Source organism: Salinivibrio kushneri (assembly GCF_005280275.1).
GTDB lineage: Bacteria > Pseudomonadota > Gammaproteobacteria > Enterobacterales > Vibrionaceae > Salinivibrio > Salinivibrio kushneri.
On the sequence record NZ_CP040022.1, the window covers coordinates 344,027 to 365,681 of the forward strand.

At 50.6% G+C, this 21,655-nt stretch carries 17 protein-coding genes; 9 read left to right on the forward strand and 8 right to left on the reverse strand.

Annotated features, from left to right (window positions below):
- Positions 1-39: 39 nt before the first annotated feature.
- Positions 40-786, reverse strand: a complete 747-nt coding sequence (locus FCN78_RS14660; protein ID WP_069360920.1) for an SDR family oxidoreductase — start codon at positions 784-786, stop codon at positions 40-42.
- 16 nt (positions 787-802) lie between these two features.
- Positions 803-2,446 (reverse strand): methyl-accepting chemotaxis protein, encoded by a 1,644-nt coding sequence (locus FCN78_RS14665; protein WP_077658941.1) that lies wholly within the window; start codon positions 2,444-2,446, stop codon positions 803-805.
- A gap of 271 nt (positions 2,447-2,717) precedes the next feature.
- Between FCN78_RS14665 and FCN78_RS14670 the strand changes: the two genes are divergently transcribed.
- Positions 2,718-6,464 carry an EAL domain-containing protein gene (locus FCN78_RS14670; RefSeq protein WP_077658940.1) on the forward strand — a complete coding sequence of 1,249 codons (3,747 nt, stop codon included), beginning with the start codon at positions 2,718-2,720 and terminating at the stop codon, positions 6,462-6,464.
- Between the two features lie 155 nt (positions 6,465-6,619).
- Complete coding sequence (gene yddG / locus FCN78_RS14675) at positions 6,620-7,534, forward strand: aromatic amino acid DMT transporter YddG (protein ID WP_077658939.1); 915 nt, start codon at positions 6,620-6,622, stop codon at positions 7,532-7,534.
- Between the two features lie 84 nt (positions 7,535-7,618).
- Here the strand turns inward: yddG and FCN78_RS14680 are convergent, their stop codons facing one another.
- The 4 genes from FCN78_RS14680 to FCN78_RS14695 all read right to left on the reverse strand — a co-directional run bounded on the left by FCN78_RS14680 (position 7,619) and on the right by FCN78_RS14695 (position 11,298).
- Positions 7,619-8,416, reverse strand: a complete 798-nt coding sequence (locus FCN78_RS14680; RefSeq protein ID WP_077658938.1) for an iron ABC transporter ATP-binding protein — start codon at positions 8,414-8,416, stop codon at positions 7,619-7,621.
- 4 nt (positions 8,417-8,420) lie between these two features.
- Positions 8,421-9,368, reverse strand: a complete 948-nt coding sequence (locus FCN78_RS14685) for an iron chelate uptake ABC transporter family permease subunit (protein WP_069360915.1) — start codon at positions 9,366-9,368, stop codon at positions 8,421-8,423.
- Positions 9,361-10,308 (reverse strand): ABC transporter permease, encoded by a 948-nt coding sequence (locus FCN78_RS14690; protein WP_069360914.1) that lies wholly within the window; start codon positions 10,306-10,308, stop codon positions 9,361-9,363. The genes FCN78_RS14685 and FCN78_RS14690 overlap by 8 nt, the downstream gene beginning before the upstream one ends.
- 75 nt (positions 10,309-10,383) lie before the next feature.
- Entirely contained in the window at positions 10,384-11,298 is a 915-nt protein-coding gene (locus FCN78_RS14695; RefSeq protein ID WP_069360913.1) for a siderophore ABC transporter substrate-binding protein, read from the reverse strand.
- A gap of 522 nt (positions 11,299-11,820) precedes the next feature.
- Here FCN78_RS14695 and FCN78_RS14700 point away from each other — a divergent pair.
- From FCN78_RS14700 to FCN78_RS15895, 5 genes are all read left to right on the forward strand, one after another.
- On the forward strand, positions 11,821-11,991 hold the full coding sequence (locus FCN78_RS14700) for a XapX domain-containing protein (protein WP_021023774.1): 171 nt from the start codon (positions 11,821-11,823) through the stop codon (positions 11,989-11,991).
- A gap of 22 nt (positions 11,992-12,013) precedes the next feature.
- Positions 12,014-12,724, forward strand: a complete 711-nt coding sequence (deoD, locus tag FCN78_RS14705; protein ID WP_069360912.1) for a purine-nucleoside phosphorylase — start codon at positions 12,014-12,016, stop codon at positions 12,722-12,724.
- A gap of 18 nt (positions 12,725-12,742) precedes the next feature.
- Positions 12,743-14,209 carry a lactate dehydrogenase gene (locus FCN78_RS14710; protein ID WP_077658937.1) on the forward strand — a complete coding sequence of 489 codons (1,467 nt, stop codon included), beginning with the start codon at positions 12,743-12,745 and terminating at the stop codon, positions 14,207-14,209.
- Positions 14,210-14,288: 79 nt separating this feature from the next.
- A complete protein-coding gene (gene hdfR, locus FCN78_RS14715) occupies positions 14,289-15,134 on the forward strand; it encodes an HTH-type transcriptional regulator HdfR (RefSeq protein ID WP_077658936.1) in 846 nt (281 codons plus the stop codon).
- A gap of 150 nt (positions 15,135-15,284) precedes the next feature.
- The gene (locus FCN78_RS15895; RefSeq protein ID WP_155522544.1) at positions 15,285-15,461 is read left to right on the forward strand and encodes a hypothetical protein; all 177 of its coding nucleotides are present in this window, start codon (positions 15,285-15,287) and stop codon (positions 15,459-15,461) included.
- Positions 15,462-15,565: 104 nt separating this feature from the next.
- On the opposite strand, the gene nagZ is transcribed toward FCN78_RS15895, so the two are convergent.
- A complete protein-coding gene (nagZ, locus tag FCN78_RS14720) occupies positions 15,566-16,570 on the reverse strand; it encodes a beta-N-acetylhexosaminidase (protein ID WP_077658935.1) in 1,005 nt (334 codons plus the stop codon).
- 196 nt (positions 16,571-16,766) lie between these two features.
- Here nagZ and FCN78_RS14725 point away from each other — a divergent pair, with 196 nt between their 5' ends.
- Both FCN78_RS14725 and murQ read left to right on the forward strand, forming a co-directional pair.
- Positions 16,767-17,879: an anhydro-N-acetylmuramic acid kinase gene (locus tag FCN78_RS14725; RefSeq protein ID WP_077658934.1), complete on the forward strand. Its 1,113-nt coding sequence runs from the start codon at positions 16,767-16,769 to the stop codon at positions 17,877-17,879.
- A gap of 9 nt (positions 17,880-17,888) precedes the next feature.
- Entirely contained in the window at positions 17,889-18,803 is a 915-nt protein-coding gene (gene murQ, locus FCN78_RS14730) for an N-acetylmuramic acid 6-phosphate etherase (RefSeq protein WP_077485112.1), read from the forward strand.
- A 13-nt stretch (positions 18,804-18,816) separates the two neighbouring features.
- On the opposite strand, the gene FCN78_RS14735 is transcribed toward murQ, so the two are convergent.
- Complete coding sequence (locus tag FCN78_RS14735) at positions 18,817-21,393, reverse strand: EAL domain-containing protein (protein WP_162274067.1); 2,577 nt, start codon at positions 21,391-21,393, stop codon at positions 18,817-18,819.
- Positions 21,394-21,655 lie beyond the last annotated feature (262 nt).

The following is a 21,655-nucleotide window of genomic DNA, read 5'->3' on the forward strand; positions in this document are numbered from 1 at the left end:
GAAAACCCAAGTTACTTACAAATTGATGAAAAAACGCGGTTACATCCCCCCCGCCACATCAAATAAGCTGCCTGTCGAGTACGAGGCATTATCAGATAATAACCAAGCAATCATTTCGGCCACTTCAAGGGTAGAGCCACCACGCCCGAGTGGAATGTTATCCGCTACGCGGGCGACACGATCCGGCTCACCGCCTGCGGCATGCATATCCGTATCGATGGGTCCTGGCCGTACCGCATTGACACGAATACCTTCACGCCCCACCTCTTTAGCGAGCCCCATGGTCAAAGTATCAAGGGCAGCTTTGGTGGCTGCGTAGTCAACATATTCATTGGGCGATCCGGTTTTTACCGCTGCGGAAGATACGTTGACAATCGCGCCACCGTTCCCGCCGCGGGACTGCGCCATGCGGTGTACCGCTTCGCGGCAACACAAAAAGGCACTGGTGACATTCGCTTGGAACATCGCGTTGATCCGCTCGGCATCCATACTGCTCACCGCCGACTGCGGCAACATGATCCCTGCGTTGTTAACCAGTGCAGTGATATTTCCCAAACGGTTGTCTGCTTCGCTAAATAAGCGCTTCACGCCCTCTTCGCTCGACACATCCGCCTGAACCGCAATGGCATTGACACCAATCGCTTGAAGTTCATCAACAAGCGCAAAAGCAGATTCACTGTTGCTCAGATAATTGATGCAAATGGCATAGCCACGCTGTGCCAATAGTTTTGCCGTCTCACGGCCAATGCCGCCACTTGCCCCGGTTACAATCGCAACTGGATTCATTGCTACTCCTTTTCGCTTAATCCGCCGATACCGGTGGATAATACCCCATTCTCACTGCGCCCCAATGTTGACCTGCAACGAAAAGAGGGACAGAGAGATCATGCATTACCTCACCGGTATCGCGCTTGTAGGTCTGCAGCAACATGGTATCAGTATGTTGACCGCAACGCCTACCTGTTCGGTCATCAAATAAGCGTTTAGTCCGGTTTCCGGTGATATCTTGCGCATAATCGCCGGTGAGAGGCTGGCAAAAGCGCTGATTATGCGTGGGGACGTAGCCATGGTTGTCATTGGCAATCACATAAACAATATTCTCATCAGTCTCAAGAATTGGCTCTTGAATAGGCGGTAAGATCCGATCACACAAGCTATCAAATCGGGTGGTATATTTTTTAGGATCGGTATTCGCGATCGGCTGGTAGTGACGATCAAACAAATCACTTTTACTGATCTCACCCTGCTCAATGGCTTGTGCAAACGCCACCTCTATGCGATCGCGACATAAACTGGCCGCTTTGAAAAAGCGTTGATGCGGACTCGCCTCAGACAGCTCGGCAAAAACGGCATTGGTTTTTTCGGTGGTTTCCATCAAGCCTTCCGCTTCTTGGCTCAGCGCAATCACCTGGTTATCACTGTCTTTCAATCCAGTCCGCACTTGGGTCAATGCTGAAGCAATTTGCTCGAGGCTTGCACTGTTTTGTGACGATCCATCCGCCATTTGTCTCACGGCGGCTTCAACCTGATCGGCTCTGGACGAGAGGCCGGTTAAAATCTCTCCCCCTCTTTCAACATTCAACGTCCCTGACTCGACATCCGATGACAGCGTTTGAATATGGGTCATCACATTACTCGACTCTGTCATGATCTGTTTTATGATTTCCGCGACTTCACTGGTGCTTTGTGACGTACGCTGAGCAAGCTGACGCACTTCGTCGGCCACCACCGCAAAGCCACGCCCTTGCTCTCCCGCTCGTGCTGCTTCAATGGCGGCATTCAACGCCAATAGGTTCGTTTGCTCTGCAATCGCATCAATGACTTGTGCGACATCACTCACTTTATTGACGTTAGCGTCTAGCGCTTTAATACGTGCCACTGTTTCAGCCGTTTTTTGGTTAATATCACGCATTTCCTCAATGGAGTCCGTGAGCTTATCGGCACCTTCCAAGCTCAGATCTCGCATGCGCGTCACTTGCTCAACAGACGCTGCCTGCGCTTGGCAGGTATCAGCCAACGTCTGTTCGATATGCTGTGCCGTCTCGGTCACTTCCACCACCGCAGAAAATTGGTCGGTTAGTCGCGTTTTCAATATATCTGAGCGATGCGAGACTTCCGCCGCATTCATGGCGTTCATAGTGGCGCGCGTTGCTAGCCGTCCAACCGTCTCCATCGGTAGCGTTTGGGTTTCCTCCTCAATATCCTGCCTCGATACCTCCTTGGGTGTCGACGCGTACACCCTCATTGCCAACACAGTCACGAGCGCTTGACAAGCCAGTAGCCCCGCCACGCCATAAAACTGCTCGGAAAAAAAGCGCCCACTCACCAACACTAACAGTGCCAACGTGGTGCCTATGGCAACCCAAAACCATGATTGTTTGTTCATTGCATTCCCTGTCATCGAACCACCTTTGTTCCTCACTGAACCCATTTTATCCAACGTCATGGCATGCGGTCGTATCACGACACACAGAACGGCCACGCTTTATTTATTGATGCCATGCTTCATGCCTAATCGCGGTGAAAGTGATCAAATTTCGACTAAAGCACTAGATCTAACACGCTTGTAACCAAACCATTCTAGGCCCCAGCTACTACTTAATAAGGCGCGGCATAAATCAGCACCGGCACAAATAGCGGAAACGCAATAAACGTCGTTAATTCTTAGGAAAAATGCGCTAAGCTACGGCTAGGTCATTGTAAGTAATGGGAGAGCCATGCTCCGCGGTCAACGAGTGCTTCAGGCGATTCACGCCTTTTTGGTATTGATGACAACTAGCTTCTCGCTGGTGTGCTTTTCTTTAGCTGTCATTCCTGAAAGCGAAGAGTTTGCGGTTATTTGGTATGCCTCCGCTGTAGGCGCTTTCTCGCTAGCCCACTATCCTCACCGCACACGCCCTCTTGCGACACTCGGTTTTTTTGTCGGCGTATTCGCAGCGGATTATCTGATGGGGCTCCCCTATGCACTGAGCCTCAAGCTGGCGTTGATCAATACATTGACTGCCTTCACGGGCTGCACGTTATTCCTGTTTATGCGCCGACGTTATGGCAATCCTTTGCAAAGTGTTTGGCCATTTATCCGCGGACTGATGCCCGTAGCGGTCGTTAGCCCACTTGTCGGTGCCCTCCTCGGGGGCTATATTTTATCCGCCTTCAGTGATCACGGATTCAACTACTATCTAGTACGTTGGTTTTTTAGTGAATTTATTGGGTTTGTCGCCCTATTCCCGCTCCTCTTGGCACTCAAAGAACGGCTATACACGGAGGCTCTCGACCAACTCTACCGACCCGTTTACTCTCCAGCGACCATGATCAGCGGCAGTCTCGCGCTTTTTGTCTTGATCAGCTTACTTTTTTACGCCTTTCCCTATCCGTTTATCGCGCTGACAGGATTGTTTTTCATTGCCGCCACACTGCAAAGCAGGATAATAGGTCTTGCCACTATCGCCTTGTCAGTGGTCAGTTTTGACCTCCTTTCTGCAATCGGTGTCTTTGCTTTCCATATCGACAACGAGCACCAGGTATCCTTGTCGCGCCTAGTCACCGCAGCGGCGACCTTGGCGATCGGGGTTGGGATGACACAGCTGGCATATAGCTATCGCCGTCATCAGCGGCACCACATTGAGCAGCACTCGCTGCTCACACAAGCCATGCATAACTCATTGATTGGGATGGCGATACTTGATCCCAGAGGTATCATCCAAGATGCCAATGCCAGTTTGTCGCAGTTTTTTGGCTGCGAGCGCCACGTGCTACTCGGCTCGCATGTGTCTTTGTTCACACGAGAACAAGACCAATCGTCGCTGAGGGATTATTTTAATGATCTGATCATGGGCCATTCTGACAATAAGCGATTGGAAAAACGCTTTGTGCGCGTGGATGGGGAGATAGTATGGGGACGTCTCTCCGTCACCGCGGTGCGGGATAAACACGCTGGGCATGTCACTCACTTAATCAGCCAAGTCGAAGATATTAACGCCCTCAAAGCAGCACAGCGGGAACAAAAACGTTGGCTTGAGCGTTGGCGTTTTGCCCTCGATATCAACAAACTTGCCGTCTTTGAGCTCAACGTTGATACGGGCGCACTCTTGTTTTCTGGGTGGTCAGCGCCTTTGCTCGGCATCAATGCCAAACAGATACGCACCTACCAAGACTGGGTCAGTCGCATACATCCAGATGATCGCGCCGCCTGGGAGCAATCTATGCGCCTGCTGGTCGACAAACACACCGATCGGATGGTGGAGGTATTCCGGTTTAAAAATGATGAGAACGCCTATCGCTATCTGCGTCAATCGTCGGCACGGCAAACGGGGGAAGAAGCCGAAACCGTCTTGAGTACCGTGATTGACATCACGGAGCAGTATCTGACTAACCGGCAAACAGACACCTTACGCCGCCGCCTAGAAGCCGCGACAAAAGCCGCCAATATTGGTATTTGGGAGTATCACGTTAACGAAGACAGGCTAGAATGGGACGCACAAATGTACCGCCTCTACGATGTCCCCGAGGCCGAAGGCCGTGAAACACTCGCCAGCTGGCAGCAACGCCTTCATCCCGATGATGCAGAGACCATCAACCAAACACTTAAGCATGCCCTCAAGCATCATCAACGCCTGGATACCCAATTTCGTATCATTGATAGCCAAGGACGCATTCGCTACCTCCGTGCCCTCGCCAGCTTACAGATAGATGATAATGGCAACACAGTACGGATGATCGGCGCCAATTGGGACAATACCGAAATCAACGAGCTTAACCACGCACTGGCCCAAGAGCGTGAACAGCTTGATGTGGTGATGAACTCTATCAACGATGCGGTGATCACCATCGACGATCAGGGCAACTTGGCCTACCTCAACAACACCGCGCAGTGGCTTGTTGCCAATGATAGCGTGCTACCACTCGGCCAACCTGTAGACACCGTTTTCGAGCTGTATAAAAACCAACAACAGGTGCTGCTTTCTAGCTTTAGCAATCAACAGACAGAGACCTTTTTTGAAACGCAAATACAAGATGCCTACCAATTGGTGCTAGCCAATGGTAAGCGTGTGTATGTATCGGTGGCTGTGTCTCCGCTGAACAATAACCAAAACGGTGAACACGGGTATGTGTTTGTGCTGCGAGACGTATCGGATGAGCATGCGCTGATGGCACAGTTAGACTACAACGCCAATCATGATTCGCTCACGCAGCTACCCAATCGCCGCGCCTTTGAAACCCTGATGGAAAATCACTTGTCCCGCGAGAGTCAGTCGCCTTCCGTGCTAGCCTTTATCGATTTAGACCTTTTCAAAATCATCAATGACTCGGTCGGCCATCACGCCGGTGACGAAGTCCTATGCCAGGTATCACAAGCCTTAGCCGATAACATACGCAGTGATGATGTGGTGGCGCGTTTGGGCGGCGATGAGTTTGCGTTGCTACTCACTCACTGCAATATGCGCGATGCGAAGCATACGATCGCCGACTTAATCAAACAGCTTGAACACTTGTCTTTCTCCTATGGCGAGCGCATTTTTGCCATCAGTGCCAGTGTGGGGTTAGTGGATGTGAACGATGCGACGTTAACGCTCTCGGATTTGATGAGTCGCGCCGATGTGGCGATGTATGAGGCCAAGTCGTCGGGACGCGGGCAGATAATGGATTACAACGATATCTCAGGAACCGCACAAGGACGCCACAGTGACATGCAAATGGTGGGGAAAATTACACGGGCACTGACTGAAAACCGCTTTGCGCTCTATGGTCAACAGGTCGCCCCCGCACAAGGGCCTGTGGTTGAACACTGGTACGAACTGTTAATACGCATGATAGATACCGACGGCCATATTATGAATCCGGGGGAATTTATTCCTGCTGCGGAAGCCTTTGGTTACATTCGTGATATCGATGGCTGGGTAGTGAACTATGTGCTCAATACGCGCGCGGTGGAGTTGGCAGCGTCAGGACTCAGGTTCAATATCAACCTCTCAGCCAATTCAATCAGTGACCCTAAATTTCAGGCTCAACTCAAACAGCTATTGAGCGCCTCTGTCTTCCCTGCCGAGCGATTGTGTTTCGAGATCACTGAATCAGCCCTCATTAGTCATTTAAACACAGCGGTCTCCTTTATTGACGAACTACGCCAATATGGCGCACATGTCGCGCTAGATGATTTTGGCGCCGGCCTCTGCTCATTTCATTACTTAAAGCTGTTCAATGTGGATGTGGTCAAAGTCGACGGTCAATTTGTAGCTAACCTCACCGACCGAGAAAACAAAATCGATCGCGTCATCCTGGAGTCCATCGTCAGCATCTGTGACACTATGGGGTACAAAACAGTGGCGGAATGGGTCTCCGACGAGGAAAAACTGGCCTGCGTGCAAGAAATTGGCATCCACTACGTGCAAGGGTTTCTTATCGACCACCCAACACCACTCGATACACTGCTTGCAACACCTAATCTCACACCGCCGAGTCACTGACGGCGCTCGACGATCACCGACTATCGTTTTACTTTCTCGCCTAGTATGCAGGTTGCTTGCGACATTGGGCGTACAGTGACACAAGTCATCGCATGCGCCGTTGCACTCGCCCAATAAAAAAGGCAATTTAGAGGTTTTATTTGGACGCCTCCCTCATGAACCGATATACGCTGGCCGGATGCGGCGCTATCCTGCTTTGGAGCAGCAATGTCGCCTTTATTCGCCATGTTACCGAACTGCTTGGGCCACTCGGTGGCGCAGCGGCGATTTATACCCTAGCCGCCTTCTGTTTGATTGGCGTTGTGGGTCTACCCAACCTCCGGGAGTTCCCACGCCAATATTTAGTTATCGGCGGCGTTTTATTCGTGGTGTATGAACTGTGCTTGGCCTTATCACTGGCTTGGGCGAATACCCGCACCCAAGCAATCGAAATGGGGGTGATCAACTACCTCTGGCCGTGCTTAACCGTCTTGTTTTCGGTTATTTTGACCCGTCAGAAAGTGAGCCTTTGGCTCTATCCTGCGTTAGCGGTCGCCTTTATGGGTGTGGTGTGGACAGTAGGAGGGAAACAAGGCGTCTCTTGGTCTCACCTCGTAGCAAATATTCAATCAAATCCGGTTAGTTATATATTGGCGTTTAGCGGAGCGATTATTTGGGCGATATACTGCAATCTCACCAAGATGCGCGCACAGGGTAAGAACGGGATAACCTGGTTTTTCTGTGCCACCGCGGTGACGTTATGGGTGGGCTACCTCGTCTCTGACGCACCCGCCATCAGTCTATCATGGCAAACCAGCGGCTATGTGATGCTCGCTGGACTTGCCATGGGAGGCGGTTACGGGCTTTGGAATATTGGCATTCTCAAGGGCAATTTGATGGTCTTGGCCACCTTGTCCTATTTCATTCCTATCTTATCGACCTTATTGTCGGCCGTGTTACTTTCGACTTCGTTGACGCTCACCTTTTGGCAAGGCGTGGCCATGGTCACATTTGGCTCACTGGCCAGCTGGTGGCTAACGCGTGAGCCCGTAAAAGCCGCCAGTAGACGTCAACAAGTGAGCGCTCAATGACGCCTGAACGCCCTCATTATATGAGGCGTGGCGGCGAGATGACACAGGCGACTAGCCTCGAGTGGCGGCTAGTCGCCGAGAAAGTTAGGACTCGATGGCGGCCATCGACGGGGACGGCGTCGCGACGCCATAATACAGACAAATGCGCTGCCCGTTTATCTCCTCCACTTCAAAATCAATCTCGTAAATCTGCTCCATGATGGGTTTAGTCACCACGTCTTTTACTCGACCACTGGCAACAACCTCACCCGCTTTCATCGCAATCATGTTATCGGCATAACACGCACTAAAATTAATATCGTGCATCACGACCACGACCGCCTTATTGTATCGGTGTGCCAACTCTCGTACCGTTTTCATGATCGCCACAGAATGACGAATATCGAGATTGTTGAGTGGCTCGTCGAGGAAAACATAGTCAGTGTTTTGCGCGACCACCATGGCAATGAATGCCATTTGCCGTTGGCCACCACTGAGCTGATCAATAAAGCGATCTTGCAACTCTGTTAGCCCCAGCTGCGCTAACGCATCGTCAATCATGGCATTGTCTTGTTCGGATAGCCGCCCTTTGGAATGGGGAAAGCGTCCAAACGCCACCAGTTCACGCACCCGGAAGCGCATATTGACGTTGTTTGCTTGACGCAACACGGCCAGCTTTTTTGCTAATGCCTCATTGCTCCATTCACTGAGCGGTTTATCGCCAATCAAGACTTCACCCGCATCACTGTCTGTCAGCCGGCTCGCCATCGACAGCAGCGTACTTTTCCCCGCCCCGTTAGGGCCGATGATAGCGGTCACTTTACCGAGGGGAAACAGAGCACTGGCTTGATTCACCACCTGTGTTTGGCCGTAAGCTTTCGATAATCCAATTAATTCAATCATAATGTTAAAACTTGTTTTTCGTCAGGAGATACAAAAAGTAAGCCCCACCGACAAAGTTAATGATCACACTCACCGTGGTCTCAAACCCAAACCATTGCTCGACAACATACTGGCCACTTAACAACAAAAATGCGGCCAACACACTCGTGGCCACAATTAAAAACCGATGCTGATAACTGACAAACATTTGCCGCGCAAGGCTCACCACAATCAAACCAAAAAAGAGCACCGGCCCGACCAAAGCGGTTGATAAGGCAATCATCACCGCAATCACCATCATTACCTTTAGGGTGAGTCGACGTGTATCGATGCCAAGGCTGGTCGCGTTATCCTCACCCAACAAGCACACATCAAGCTGATTGCTCAATCGATAGAGCACCAGCAAACAAGCAGCGAGTACCGGCACACTGACATAGACCAGTTCACGGTTGGCATTATTGAAACTGGCGAACATCGCATCTTGCAATATAGCGAACTCACTCGGGTCAACCAATAAGGTAAAAAACTGACTGATACTGCCAAATACGCTACCTAGCACGATACCAATCAACAGCAGGGTGTAGATGTTGGCGCGATGGCGACGAAAGTAAAGTGTGAACAACACAGTCGCGCTGATCGTCATTAGCACCACACTGGCGGTAAAGTTCGCGTAAGCATTGATCAGCAATACGCTACTTGAGCCGAATACCACCAATAAAACGGTTTGCAAAAGGACGTATAAACTATCGAAGCCCAGAATCGAAGGCGTCAAAATCCGATTGTTGGTGATGGTTTGAAACACCAGCGAAGAAGCCGAGATCGCCACGGCAGCGAGCGTAATAGCTAAGACCTTAGGGGTTCGTCGTGAAAGAAAATACGCGTAATTATCCGCCGTTAATCCATGCCCTAAAAAGTACCCGGCTACGAGCACCACTCCCATTGCGACAAGAGAGAGCTTGATACCATCACGCATTGGCTTTGTCCCTCATCACCAGATAGATAAACACCGCACCGCCTAAGATAGAAATAATCATCGCGATCGGGACTTCATAGGGGAAGATAATGACGCGGCCCAGAATGTCGCAGCTCAGCACCAACACCACGCCCCAAAAGGCTGTCCAAGGTAGGTTACGTTTAATGTTATCGCCCATAAAAAGCGAGACAACATTAGGCACAATTAAGCCAAGGAAAGGGATAACGCCGACAATCATCACCACAGCGGAAGACAACAACGCGACCACCATGACACCAAATAGCACCACCTTTTGATAATCAAGGCCGATGTTTTTGGCAAAGCTTTCACCAATACTGGCGGCGCTGAATTGGCTGGCATACGCATAGGCGATACCACATACTGGAATAGCCACAAAAAGCACTTCGTAATTTCCCGCCAGCACCGACGAAAAGTTGGCGACCGTCCACGCTTGCAAGGTTTGAATCAGATCGTACTTATAAGCTAAAAACTGGGTCAGCGAGGAGACCACATTGCCGTACATGATCCCTATCAAGGGAACCAGCACGGTATTCTTAAACTTCAGACGTTGGAGAAAGTGGACGAACAACCAGGTGCCGGCCATTGCCATTCCCACAATAACGGACAGATCCAGCCATTGGCTGGCCCCCCCAAACATAACTAACGTCAGTACATAACCCAGCAGCGCACAATCAATGGTGCCCGTGGTATCAGGCGCGGCAAAGCGGTTTTGGCATATCTGCTGCATGATGAGTCCAGCCACACTTAAGCCCGCACCAGCCAGACAAATAGCCAGTAAACGAGGAATACGGCTGGTGGTAAAAATCGTCCACGCTTCTGGGTCGCCCGCCCATAAGCTCGCAAGGGACACATGCGCCACACCAATGGATATCGACAAGATCGCCAACACCACAAGGACAGGAATAGAAAGATACTTCACAGAATCACTACCGTTGAGGTCTAGAACCACAAAGACCCAGGTCCAGCCTGGGTCTGCTTGTTTGTCGTATGATGATTAAAGCACGCGGTTTACATCATCAATCATCTTGTCCATCGCCGTCATGCCAGCCATGGTGATGTACCAAGCGGTTGGGTCGAGATAGCTGATACGTTGCTGTTGGTGAGCTTGCGTTTTATTGACCAAAGGATTGTCAAAACGCGCTTTCGCCTTGCCTTCACCTTCCCCAATCGCCTGCTCACGATCAAGGACTAATAAGACATCTGGGTTGGCGTCGGCAATATATTCGAATGAAATCAAGTTACCGTGTGAGCCGGCGACTTCCACATCGTCGCTTTTCGCTGGCTTTAAGCCTAGCTCATCAAACACCATACCAAAACGACTATTCTCGCCAAACATCGCCACTTTACTGCCGTTACTCATGACCATCAGCGCGTTAAAGTTGTCCGCCACCGCTTTCTCATGCGTCTGCGCAATTTTGCTGCTCATTTGCTCAATAATTGCGTCGACTTTATCTTGCTTATTAAACACTTCGCCAAGCATGCGCCAGTTGGCTTGCACACTTTGCCAATAGTGCTCGTAGTCGGCTTTAAACATGATAGTCGGCGCGATTTCCTCTAACTCGCCCATCAGCGATGCCATACGCGCTTCCGCAATGATCAAATCAGGCTTTGCGGTAAAAATGGCTTCATAGTCAGGCTCTTTCACCGTCCCGACCGCAACATATTTATCGTCTTGATAGGTTTTGGCGAGATAATCCGGCATTAAGGACTTCACCACGCCAACAGGCTCAACGCCAAGACGATCGAGTACATCCAAACTGCCTTGCCCCAAGACAACGACGCGCTGTGGTACGCCGTCGATTTCAACCGTGCCCATCGCATGGGTGATTGTTTTCGCCGCAGCATGGCCGCTTAGCACTAAGGAAACAGTAAGAAAAATAAATTGAACAAATGAACGAAAAGCTTGCATAGCCCTTTCCTCGTAAAAATCGGTAGAGGAATGCTAACGCAGTTGAATAATCAAGTCACGAATAGAAGTGAGAATTATTCATATTTATAATGTTATTGATCAAGCGCATGGCATGAGGCGATAGGTTTTGTACGCACAAGCCAGTCATCATGTCTTTCATTCAAGCATGCCAATGACGCTTACCAAAACTGTTTTGATCTTGCGCAAAAAAACGGCAATTGAGTCGACGACATGCGGACAATGCGTCACCAGCACGCGTTATAGAAACGAAAAAAACGCGCGACTTGCGCAAAAAGCAAGCGATTGCATCGACACTATCAACATATTTAGTAATCATTAAGGGTTTTACGCGCTAATATGGGGATAGTTGTGATCAGGATCGCGCGTAAATGCGCACGGGTTACATACACTGGGCCCATCTCATGCGGAACCACTTAAAAGACAATAAAGACAGCTATGACTGTCGCAATTTAGGTACCGATTTGAGCTGGACTGCACCTAACTAGATGTTTGAGGGTTATAATGAACGAAATTTTACTTGCGGTCGTCGCTGGTGCCATCGTTGGCTTTTTCTTCAGCGCGATCAAGTTACCATTGCCTGCTCCCCCGGTCATTTCTGGGATCATGGGCATTGTTGGTATCTACCTTGGCGGCATGGCTTACCAAGCCGTGATCGAACGCTTTTTCTCTTAACTAAAGATAATTGGAGCACACTATGGCTACCCCACATATTAATGCTGTAGACGGCGCATTTGCTGAAACTGTCCTCATGCCTGGTGATCCGCTGCGTGCGCAGTACATTGCCGAAAACTTTCTCGAGAACGCGGAGCGCGTGACCGACGTGCGTAACATGTTCGGCTACACCGGTACCTACAAAGGCAAAAAAGTGTCTGTCATGGGTCACGGCATGGGGATCCCATCTTGCTCAATCTACGTGCATGAGTTGATCAAAGATTACGGTGTTAAAAACGTGATTCGCGTCGGTAGCTGCGGTGCGGTTAAAGACGATGTCAAACTGATGGATGTCATCATTGCACAAGGTGCGTCCACGGATGCGAAAGTCAACCGCACACGCTTTGCGGGTCACGACTTTGCAGCTATCTCAGACTACCACCTGCTTGAAACAGCAGTCGGTGAAGCACGCAAGCAAAATGTTTCCGTGCGTGTCGGGAACGTCTTCTCTGCCGATCTCTTTTATAGCCCAGAAGCCGATTTGTTCAATAAAATGGATAACCTTGGCATTCTGGCAGTGGATATGGAAGCGGCGGGTATCTATGGTGTCGCCGCAGAGCTGGGCGCACGTGCACTGACCATTCTGACTGTGTCTGATCATATTATTCGCGGTGAAGCACTTAGCTCAGATGAACGTCAAAAATCATTTAACGAGATGATGACTGTTTCGCTAGAAACCGCAATCAACCTGTAAGTGTTGGTCGGAGGAAACGTGTCTAGCGGTAAACTGCCCCTCGCGGCCGGTGATTTACAGCTGAACTTCTGTAAAACCCTCACCTGCCCGAATTTTGGGTCAAAGGATGAGCAAGATTACTTGGTTCAGCACACCAATCCAGCACGACCAATCTTGGTGTGCCGTGAGTGTGGCGCGTTTCCTCCACTGTTAAATAACCATGATGTTCACGCTGAGCTGATTGCTCAGCGCCAACTTCATGCCGATGGCTTGTGTGCCTGTACCAATCCAGAGTGTGAGCATTTAGGCAAACCCGTGCTCACGCATCGGCATTGTTATCATGCGTTCGGCTATAGTGGCGATCGTCAGCGTTATCGGTGCAAAAGCTGCCAAAGTACCTTTGTCGATCGCTGGTCTGGGGTCAACAAAAAAAGTGAGTTACAGCAAAAGCTGTTGGCCTTTCTTTTTACTGGCCACACAGTGCGTGACATCTGCCGGCGGCTGTCGCTGAATCCGAAAACCTTCTACGATCATCTTAACCAAATAGCCGCACGTTGCCGACAAAAGCTTGCCGCTTACGATAGTCGGTTTTTAGCTGATACCTCAACCGGTCACCTAGCCAGTGTCCACACCGCATTGCAGCCCAAGAGCGACAATGGCGTGCAATGGCTAGCAACGGGTGAAGCGCATAGTGGCTACGTGCTGCAGCAAGATGTGAATTATCATGCGGATGACCATCACCACTTGACCACACACCATGACCCTTACCAATCTGATTGTCGGTTTATGTCGACGCACAGTGCGGGTCAGCCGCAAGAAACAGTGGTACGGCCAGAGGGATTATTGGGTCGGGTTGATGCCAAATACCGCGATGTCTTTGCCCGCTCGAATGTCGAAGATCCTTATACGCAGCCACTGCATTTTATTTATCCTAATCGCGGCACGCTGATCCGCCCTCAATACACCACGTATGCACACTACCTCAACCTCAAGCCGTTAATCGAACATTGGCAGCAAATTGTGGTGTTTTCGCCACAAGAGCCCTTATTGCGCTCCGCTTGCCTCTCCGTTTTTGAGGCCGATATTCGCGATAAGCGCGTCAGCCATGTATACGTCGAGCAGGATGCCGGTTGGCAGCCCGGATCAGAGCCAGAAAAAATTGATATCGTTTTGCTAAGCTGGTGGCGTGACCGTTGGGCCTTTACTCGCCGTGGCGACGGCGCTAAAGCAATCTGCGATCATGGCCAGAATAAAGGCCAAGAAGCCTATTGGTTAACCCATGCAAGCTGTGATGCGTTGAAAAAATATCAACAGCACTTCCACCAGCAGTTTTCACTGTTGGTCAATGAGCCGAGACGCCGACTGCGCCCGGGTGGACTGCTACCCTTGCTTGATATCTATCGCGCATGGCACAACTTATGTTGGCAAGACCGCGCGCATCTCACGCCAGCCCAACGGCTTGGCTTGACCGAACGCCCTTTGACCTTGGCGGATCTGATGCTCTGATTGATATCGCGCGCATTCACTTGACGTGCATCGAGGTTTTTTGCCTAAATGCCCAATATCGCCGAGAAGGAAACCGCCATTGGACATTCAACTCCTGCGCACATTTATTGAAGTCAGCAAGACACGTCACTTCGGTCGTGCAGCGGACAACCTTTACCTGACCCAGTCGGCTGTGAGCTTTCGCATTCGACAACTCGAAACACAGCTGAATACATCCCTGTTTATTCGTCAGCGCAATAATGTTCGTCTGACCGATGCGGGGGAGCGATTACTTCCTTACGCTGAAACCATGCTGCAAACCTGGCAGCGCGCCCAACAGGACGTCAGTGCGATGCACCACGCGAGCGCGCAACTGACGCTAGCCGCCTCCCCGATGCTGTGGGAACTCGATGGCGTCAGCGCATGGGTAAACCGCGTCTGTGCGGCACACGGAGACTGGTTGATCCGTACCGAGTCGACGCCAGCCCAGTTGCTAGCGCGCCATTTGATTGAAAAACGTATTGATGTCGGGTTGACCTCAGAGCTGCCTAAGCTTGAAGGATTACAATCGCATCACTTAGGCGATTACCAACTTCAGTTAGTCAGCCATTTACCGGGGCTCACGCTGGACACGAGCGAGACCCTCCCCCTGATCTATCTAGATTGGGGCACTCGCTTTTCGCTCGAGCAAAGCCAAATTGCGTCCCTGCAACGTTCACCTGTGTTACACACCCAGTCATGCCAACTCGCATTAAACTATTTACTCGTACACGGTGGCGTCGCGTTTCTACCGTCATTAGCGGTTCATCCTTATCTCGACAATGGACAACTCCACCTGATTGACCACGGCCATATGTTGACCCATCCTCTTTACCTTACCTGGCTAACCAATAGAGATAAAAGCAACCTAATCAATGAGTTAGTATCATCTTCCGGTCAGTTATAAGGGCACAGAAAAAATCGCTAAATTCACGCCTATTTCACTAGTCGACGGTCAATTTTTAGGCTATCTTAGAATCGTTAGGCAAACATTATGTGTCTAACACTTCGGCTACACATAGCACTGACAATCAACAAGCGTTAGGAAAATACCACCATGGCACAGTGGGATCAATGGTTAAAACACGGCTCGCAACAAAAAGAGAAGTTTAAATCTCGCCACCACGACGATTTTGATGACGATATGCCACGCGGCAAAAAAGACAAGAAGCGCCATAACAAACGCGCGCAACGCTCTCAATACGACGACAGTTATTTTGGAGAGGATCGCTAATCGCGAGGTAAGGCTCGCGGCATTAAGCACTGGTCATTGATAGGATAAAGGCAACGTTATCGCGTTGCCTTTTTGTTGTGGTTTTTAGACACTGGAGCACTCACTCAGGCTTGTTGCGCTTGCCACTCTGCTGCGTGTCGTTTAATCGCACGCTGTCCTAGCTGCCAACGCGGATCTTGCTGTAAGCGTTGCCAATCCACGGTTTGGCGCACCCGCAACCTGTCAGCCGCAGGAACCGACTGAATCGGCAACGCGTCGAGCACCGACACCGCACTGTGACGATCATTGCATATCAAGGCCATATCACATCCAGCATCAAGTGCCGCTTTGGCACGCGCGGGCGCGTCGCCGAACAAATGCGCGCCGCCCATGCTTAAATCATCAGAGAAAATAACCCCTTTAAACCCAAGCTGTTGGCGCAAAATCTGGCTAAGCCAGTATGGCGAGCCGCTCGCTGGCAAGGCATCATGTTGTGGGTAAATCACATGCGCAGGCATCATCGCATCCACGAGCCCCTGCTCAATAAACGATTGAAAAATCGCAAAATCGTCTGAGTGCAAAATATCGCGCGTGTCCTCAGGTGTCACTAAGTGCGAGTCTTCTTTCACCCCGCCGTGTCCCGGAAAATGTTTCCCTGTCGTGGCCATGCCGGCTACGCGCATCCCCTTAGCAAAGGCGCCGGCATAGTCGGTGATAGCTTGATGTGTTGCGCCAAAGGCGCGGTCTTTGATTGCCGCACACCCAAACCCTAAATCCAGCACAGGTGCAAAGCTAAGATCGATCCCATGGGCGATCATCTCCATTGCCATTACCCAACCCGCCTGCTCCGCCAGCGCTGGACTGGCGCTCAACGCACCATATGACTGCGCGGCGGGGATGGGCGTAAACGCGTCGCGAAATCGCTGAACACGTCCGCCCTCTTGGTCGACGCCAATGAGGATCTCACGTCCAGCCGCGGCGCGTATTGACCGGGTTAATGCACGCAGCTGCGCGGAATCAAAATAATTGCGAGCAAATAAAATGACGCCCCCAACACTCGGGTGTGCCAAAATTTCTTTTTCTTCGTTATCGAGCTGCTCTGCATGCACATCCAGCCAAACCGGTCCCATTGTTTCTCCTTCATACGCTTGTCAACCCACTGACAATCTTGCTCGGTATCCTCAACCATCATGTCGTACCGACTGATAAGATGTCAGTATCACAGACGCATACTCAAGCACTTTGCCACGTATCGCAATCTGATTATACTCAGTACCTTGTCTTTCACCCCCATTTTATCGCTGGACCACTGTAAGGGAACACCCGATGCCACAACCCGCCGCCGATATCTATATAGGTGTTATGTCAGGGACGAGCTTAGATAATATCGATGTCGTCGCTGTAAGGTTTACTCACGCCGGTTACGTGGAGTCTATCGCCCGCCACAGCGATCCGCTTCCCCACGATATTAAAACCACGGTGATTACCTTGAGCCGAGGCCATCCGATGTCGGTCAAAGCTTTGGGTGAACTCGATCGTCGTTTAGGGGAATGTTATGCCAATGCTATCAATACCTTACTTGAACAAGCAGCATTACGGCCCAAGCATGTCGCCGCCGTCGGTTGTCATGGTCAAACCGTCTATCACCAACCCAGCGGTGATTATCCATTCACCATGCAGCTTGGCGACGCCAATGTGATTGCAGCGCGAACCGGCATTACCACTGTCGCTGATTTTAGGCGCAAAGACATGGCGTATGGCGGCCAAGGCGCGCCTTTGGTGCCCGCCTTTCACAATGATTACTTTGCTGATAGCGAACAAGCCACCGCGGTAGTGAATATCGGCGGTATTGCCAACGTATCGATGATTTGCCCTGACCGCCCCTTGTATGGCTTTGATACGGGCCCCGGGAATATGTTGATGGATGCCTGGACGCAGCGTCACCGCCATCAAGCCTATGATAAAGATGGCGAGTGGGCAGCCACCAGCTGCGCGTATCAACCCTTACTCAACCGCCTGTTATCCGACGCCTACTTCTCACGTCCCGCTCCCAAAAGTACCGGGCGGGAATACTTCAATCTTGACTGGCTCGATCGCCAACTGCTCGCGTTTTCACTCTCTCCAGACCAAGTGCAAGCGACCTTGCTGGCATTGACTGCCGAAAGTATTGCATTAGCCATTCGTCCATTAGAACGTGGCCGCGTCTTCGTGTGTGGCGGTGGCGCGCACAATCAAGCATTGATGCATGCGCTACAACAGGCACTTCCGCAATGGTCGATTGCACAAACTGACGATGCCGGGATCAGTTGCGACGATATGGAAGCTATTGCCTTTGCTTGGCTAGCCAGACAAACCCTTAATCACCAACCAGGCAACGTACCCGCCGTGACGGGCGCAACGCAAGCCTGTTGCCTTGGTGCCATTTATCTACCTTACTGAGGAACGATTATGTCAGCCCCCAGCGTCGATCAGCTAAAAGGCTTACTCTCAGAAACACGCAACCCGCATACACTGACGATCGACCAACAAGACACACTGGGCTTGGTGGCGATGATTAACGCAGAAGATAAGGGAGTCGCCGCCGCCGTGCAGACGCAGCTCCCTGCGATTGCCAACGCGGTCGATGCGATTGCGGCAAGCTTTAACCAAGGCGGCCGTCTTATCTACATCGGGGCGGGAACCAGTGGTCGACTTGGCGTGCTTGACGCCGTTGAATGCCCGCCCACCTTTGGGGTTAATAATCAGCAGGTCATAGGACTGATTGCCGGTGGCGAACCTGCCATGTTCGTTGCCCAAGAAGGTGCCGAAGATAACCCTGATGCGGGTAAATCGGATTTGGTCGCGCAACACCTCACCGCGAAGGATGTAGTGGTCGGCATCGCCGCCAGTGGTCGCACCCCTTATGTCCTCGGTGCACTCGATTATGCCCAGAAAATCGACGCGGTGACGGTCGCGCTGTCATGTAATCCCCATGCGGCGATCAACACCCACGCCCAGATTGCCATTACACCCGAGGTTGGCCCCGAAGCGCTCACGGGCTCAACCCGAATGAAATCAGGTACGGCGCAAAAAATGGTATTAAATATGCTAAGCACCGCCGCGATGATAAAGACAGGCAAGTGCTATCAAAATTTGATGGTCGATGTAAAAGCTAGCAACGATAAACTGGCGACCCGTTCAACGTTGATCGTGATGGAAGCGACAGGGTGTGAAGAAGATACCGCGACACATGCCCTTTCACGCGCTGATGGCGAAGTAAAAGTCGCGATCTTGATGATCTTGGCCGACCAGGATCCCGCTACAGCCCGGCAACGCCTTCAGCAGGCCAATGGGCACCTGCGTGATGCGCTGGCGTTAGGGTAATACTCGACAAGCCTTATCCATCTGAGGAGGAGCGCAGGCTTTTCTCTTGCAATATCGCCGTCGGTTGCACACTGTCCATGCGCTCAACATAAGCCTGATATTGTTGGAACGGAAGCGGCCGAGAGTAATAATAGCCTTGTGACACATCGACGCCATACCGGCGTAACAGGGCCTCCGCTTCCTCTGTTTCCACGCCCTCAGCAACAACCATTACCCCTAGTGAGCGGGCCATGTCTGTGGTGGCGCGAACAATGCTTTGATGACGGCCGCTCTTGTGCAGATCTCGCACAAAACTGCGATCAATTTTAAGCTCAGTGAATGGGAGTTGAGAAAGGAAATACAACGAGGAATAGCCCGTGCCGTAATCATCGATCGATACTTCAATCCCACTGGCAGACAGTGCTGAAATCAGTTGTTTTAGCCAGTTATAGTCCTCGACCATCACTGATTCTGTCAGTTCCAACGAGATGAGGTTTGTCGGTATATGATATCGGTGCGCCAGCTCGACCACACGATTAGCCAGATCCGGTATATAAATATCAGACGCACTGATATTGATGGAAAGGCGGCGGCAATGGCCGTTACGGATAAGCTGCGCTTGTTGTTGAAACGCGCGTTTCATCACCCATAAAGTAAGATTATTAATGATCCCAACATCTTCCGCCATTTGCACAAAGACTTCAGGCGATATTTGCCCGTACTCAGGGTGCGTCCAGCGCGCTAAGACTTCCGAACCATGGATAGAGCCAGTGCGCAAGTCAATCTGCGGTTGATGATAAAGCTCGAGCTGATCATTCTCGATGGCGTCTCTTAAATCGGTCACGAGTGAAACATGCAGTTGATGATGTCGCTGCTCGTCGGAGTTAAAGCGTGCATAGTGAGTAGTGAGTGACTGGTGTTGAGCAATAGCGCTTAGGGCACGGCTGATTAATAAGCTCGGATGATCACCATCGGTGGGGCAGTGACAAACACCAACCCGTACTTTCACTTGTGTGACAAACGCGCCAACACACAATTCACCATTTAACTCTTTAATCAGCGCGTCGATGATACGGTCACACGTTGCGCTGTCAGCATCATCCATTAAAAAAGCAAATACGCCTTCTTTTAAGCAGCCCAAGCGATAATCTGGCCTGTCACTGTCCGTTCTTATACAGATCACAGGGGGTACAGCCAGGACATCACTGATACGCTCCGCAATCGCGGTGATGTATTCCTCTCGAGCGTGCTCATCTAAATACGGTAAGAGGCTGGTATAATTATCTACCGAGAGACAATATAAATTGAAACTCATATTCCGACTGATCAAGTCGTCGATCATCATATGTAATACATTATTATTCGGTAAATAGCTTAAGGTATCGTGGGTGAGCGCTTGCATTTCTTGTAACCGTTGGCACCGGAAACGCTCGGCTAACGCCAAAGTAAACAAGATCATGGTCATTCCCAGCGACATCATCAGGGCATAACGTGATAGTAAGCTGTATTCAACGTAATTGAGCATCAAGGCATAAAGCATCACGCCACCCACTATGGCGGGGATCCAGCTGAAGGCAAAAAGCAAGAGCCAAGACTTTCTCGGTTGCCATTGCAACCATAGGTAGTAGGCTAGCAAGCCATAAACTGGTAATTGCGCGATAAAAACGAATGACAGTGACACATACGTCGGGGTAATAAAACTTAATACAGCTAAGCCAAATAGCCCTCCACAAGTCATATAAAACAGTGATCTGGCACGCTGATAAAGCCGACTTCGCTCAAAGTCTAAAAAATAATAAGTAAACCACAATCCCGCCATGAGTAAGCAAACGGCCAACGCAACCAAGTGGTTACTGATGACTATTTGAACCGTATCTGGCAAAAAGTAACGACTGAAACCGTGATTCACGCTCACGAGCATCGCGCTCATTAGGGCAACGGGAACAAAAATGAGATAGACGCGCTGACGACTATAGACATACACCCCAGCACTATACAGCGCGACCATAAACGTAAAGGTGACAAATCCCCCCCAGACCAAATGTACCGATCTAGACAGATGATCAAACGCGTGGTGCGACATTACACTTAACGGCATGATCGCCATATCATTCGAGGTAACTTTGAGCAGTAATTGGTTGTCACGATCAGGGAGTAAATTGACCGGAATGGAATCAGGCATTGGCAAGCGATTCAAGCGTGCCGGTGTTTTATCCCCTGCTTTTATCTGTGAGCGCACCTGATCGCTATCCAAGATATGGTACGCGTCCAAATAGTCAATCAGTGGGTTATCGGTGAGCACATGAATGTCGCGCTCAGCCAAGCCACGATAATTAAAATCAAGCTTGATCCAATAGGTTTGATAAGCCAGCTTCCACGGAATGTCACGCGCGCTATCGGCTGGCGTAAACGGCGCATGATCCAACACATAGTTAAGAGAGAGATCGTTGGTTTCATCAATGAAATAGCTATAGTCGGTGCTGACCAGTGATTGCGCAGGGGCGGTGGTGCGGCTCAAACTCGTCATCCAAAACCCGACAGCCAATACAACCACCAATGTGAACAAGGTCGTCACCCAAATAAGGGGCTGCCGAGACTGTAGTGCGTGCATAAACATACACTCCTTAACCAAAAACGAGTCTGCCGCCCGAGGTTACTCCCCTTCCCTTGTACTTCTTGCGATTTGATCTGCTCGGAATGCTGGCGGGACGTAATAAAAATAGATAGTGATGGCTACTTTTTCAAACAGAGCGCCTTTAAAAACGCTGCCTATACGATTAATCAGAGGGTTACATAGCGCGTCGTAGAAGCCAAAACAAATGAACATAAGTTTTAAAATGGAACATTTGTTCAATCATCATAAGCGCGATACA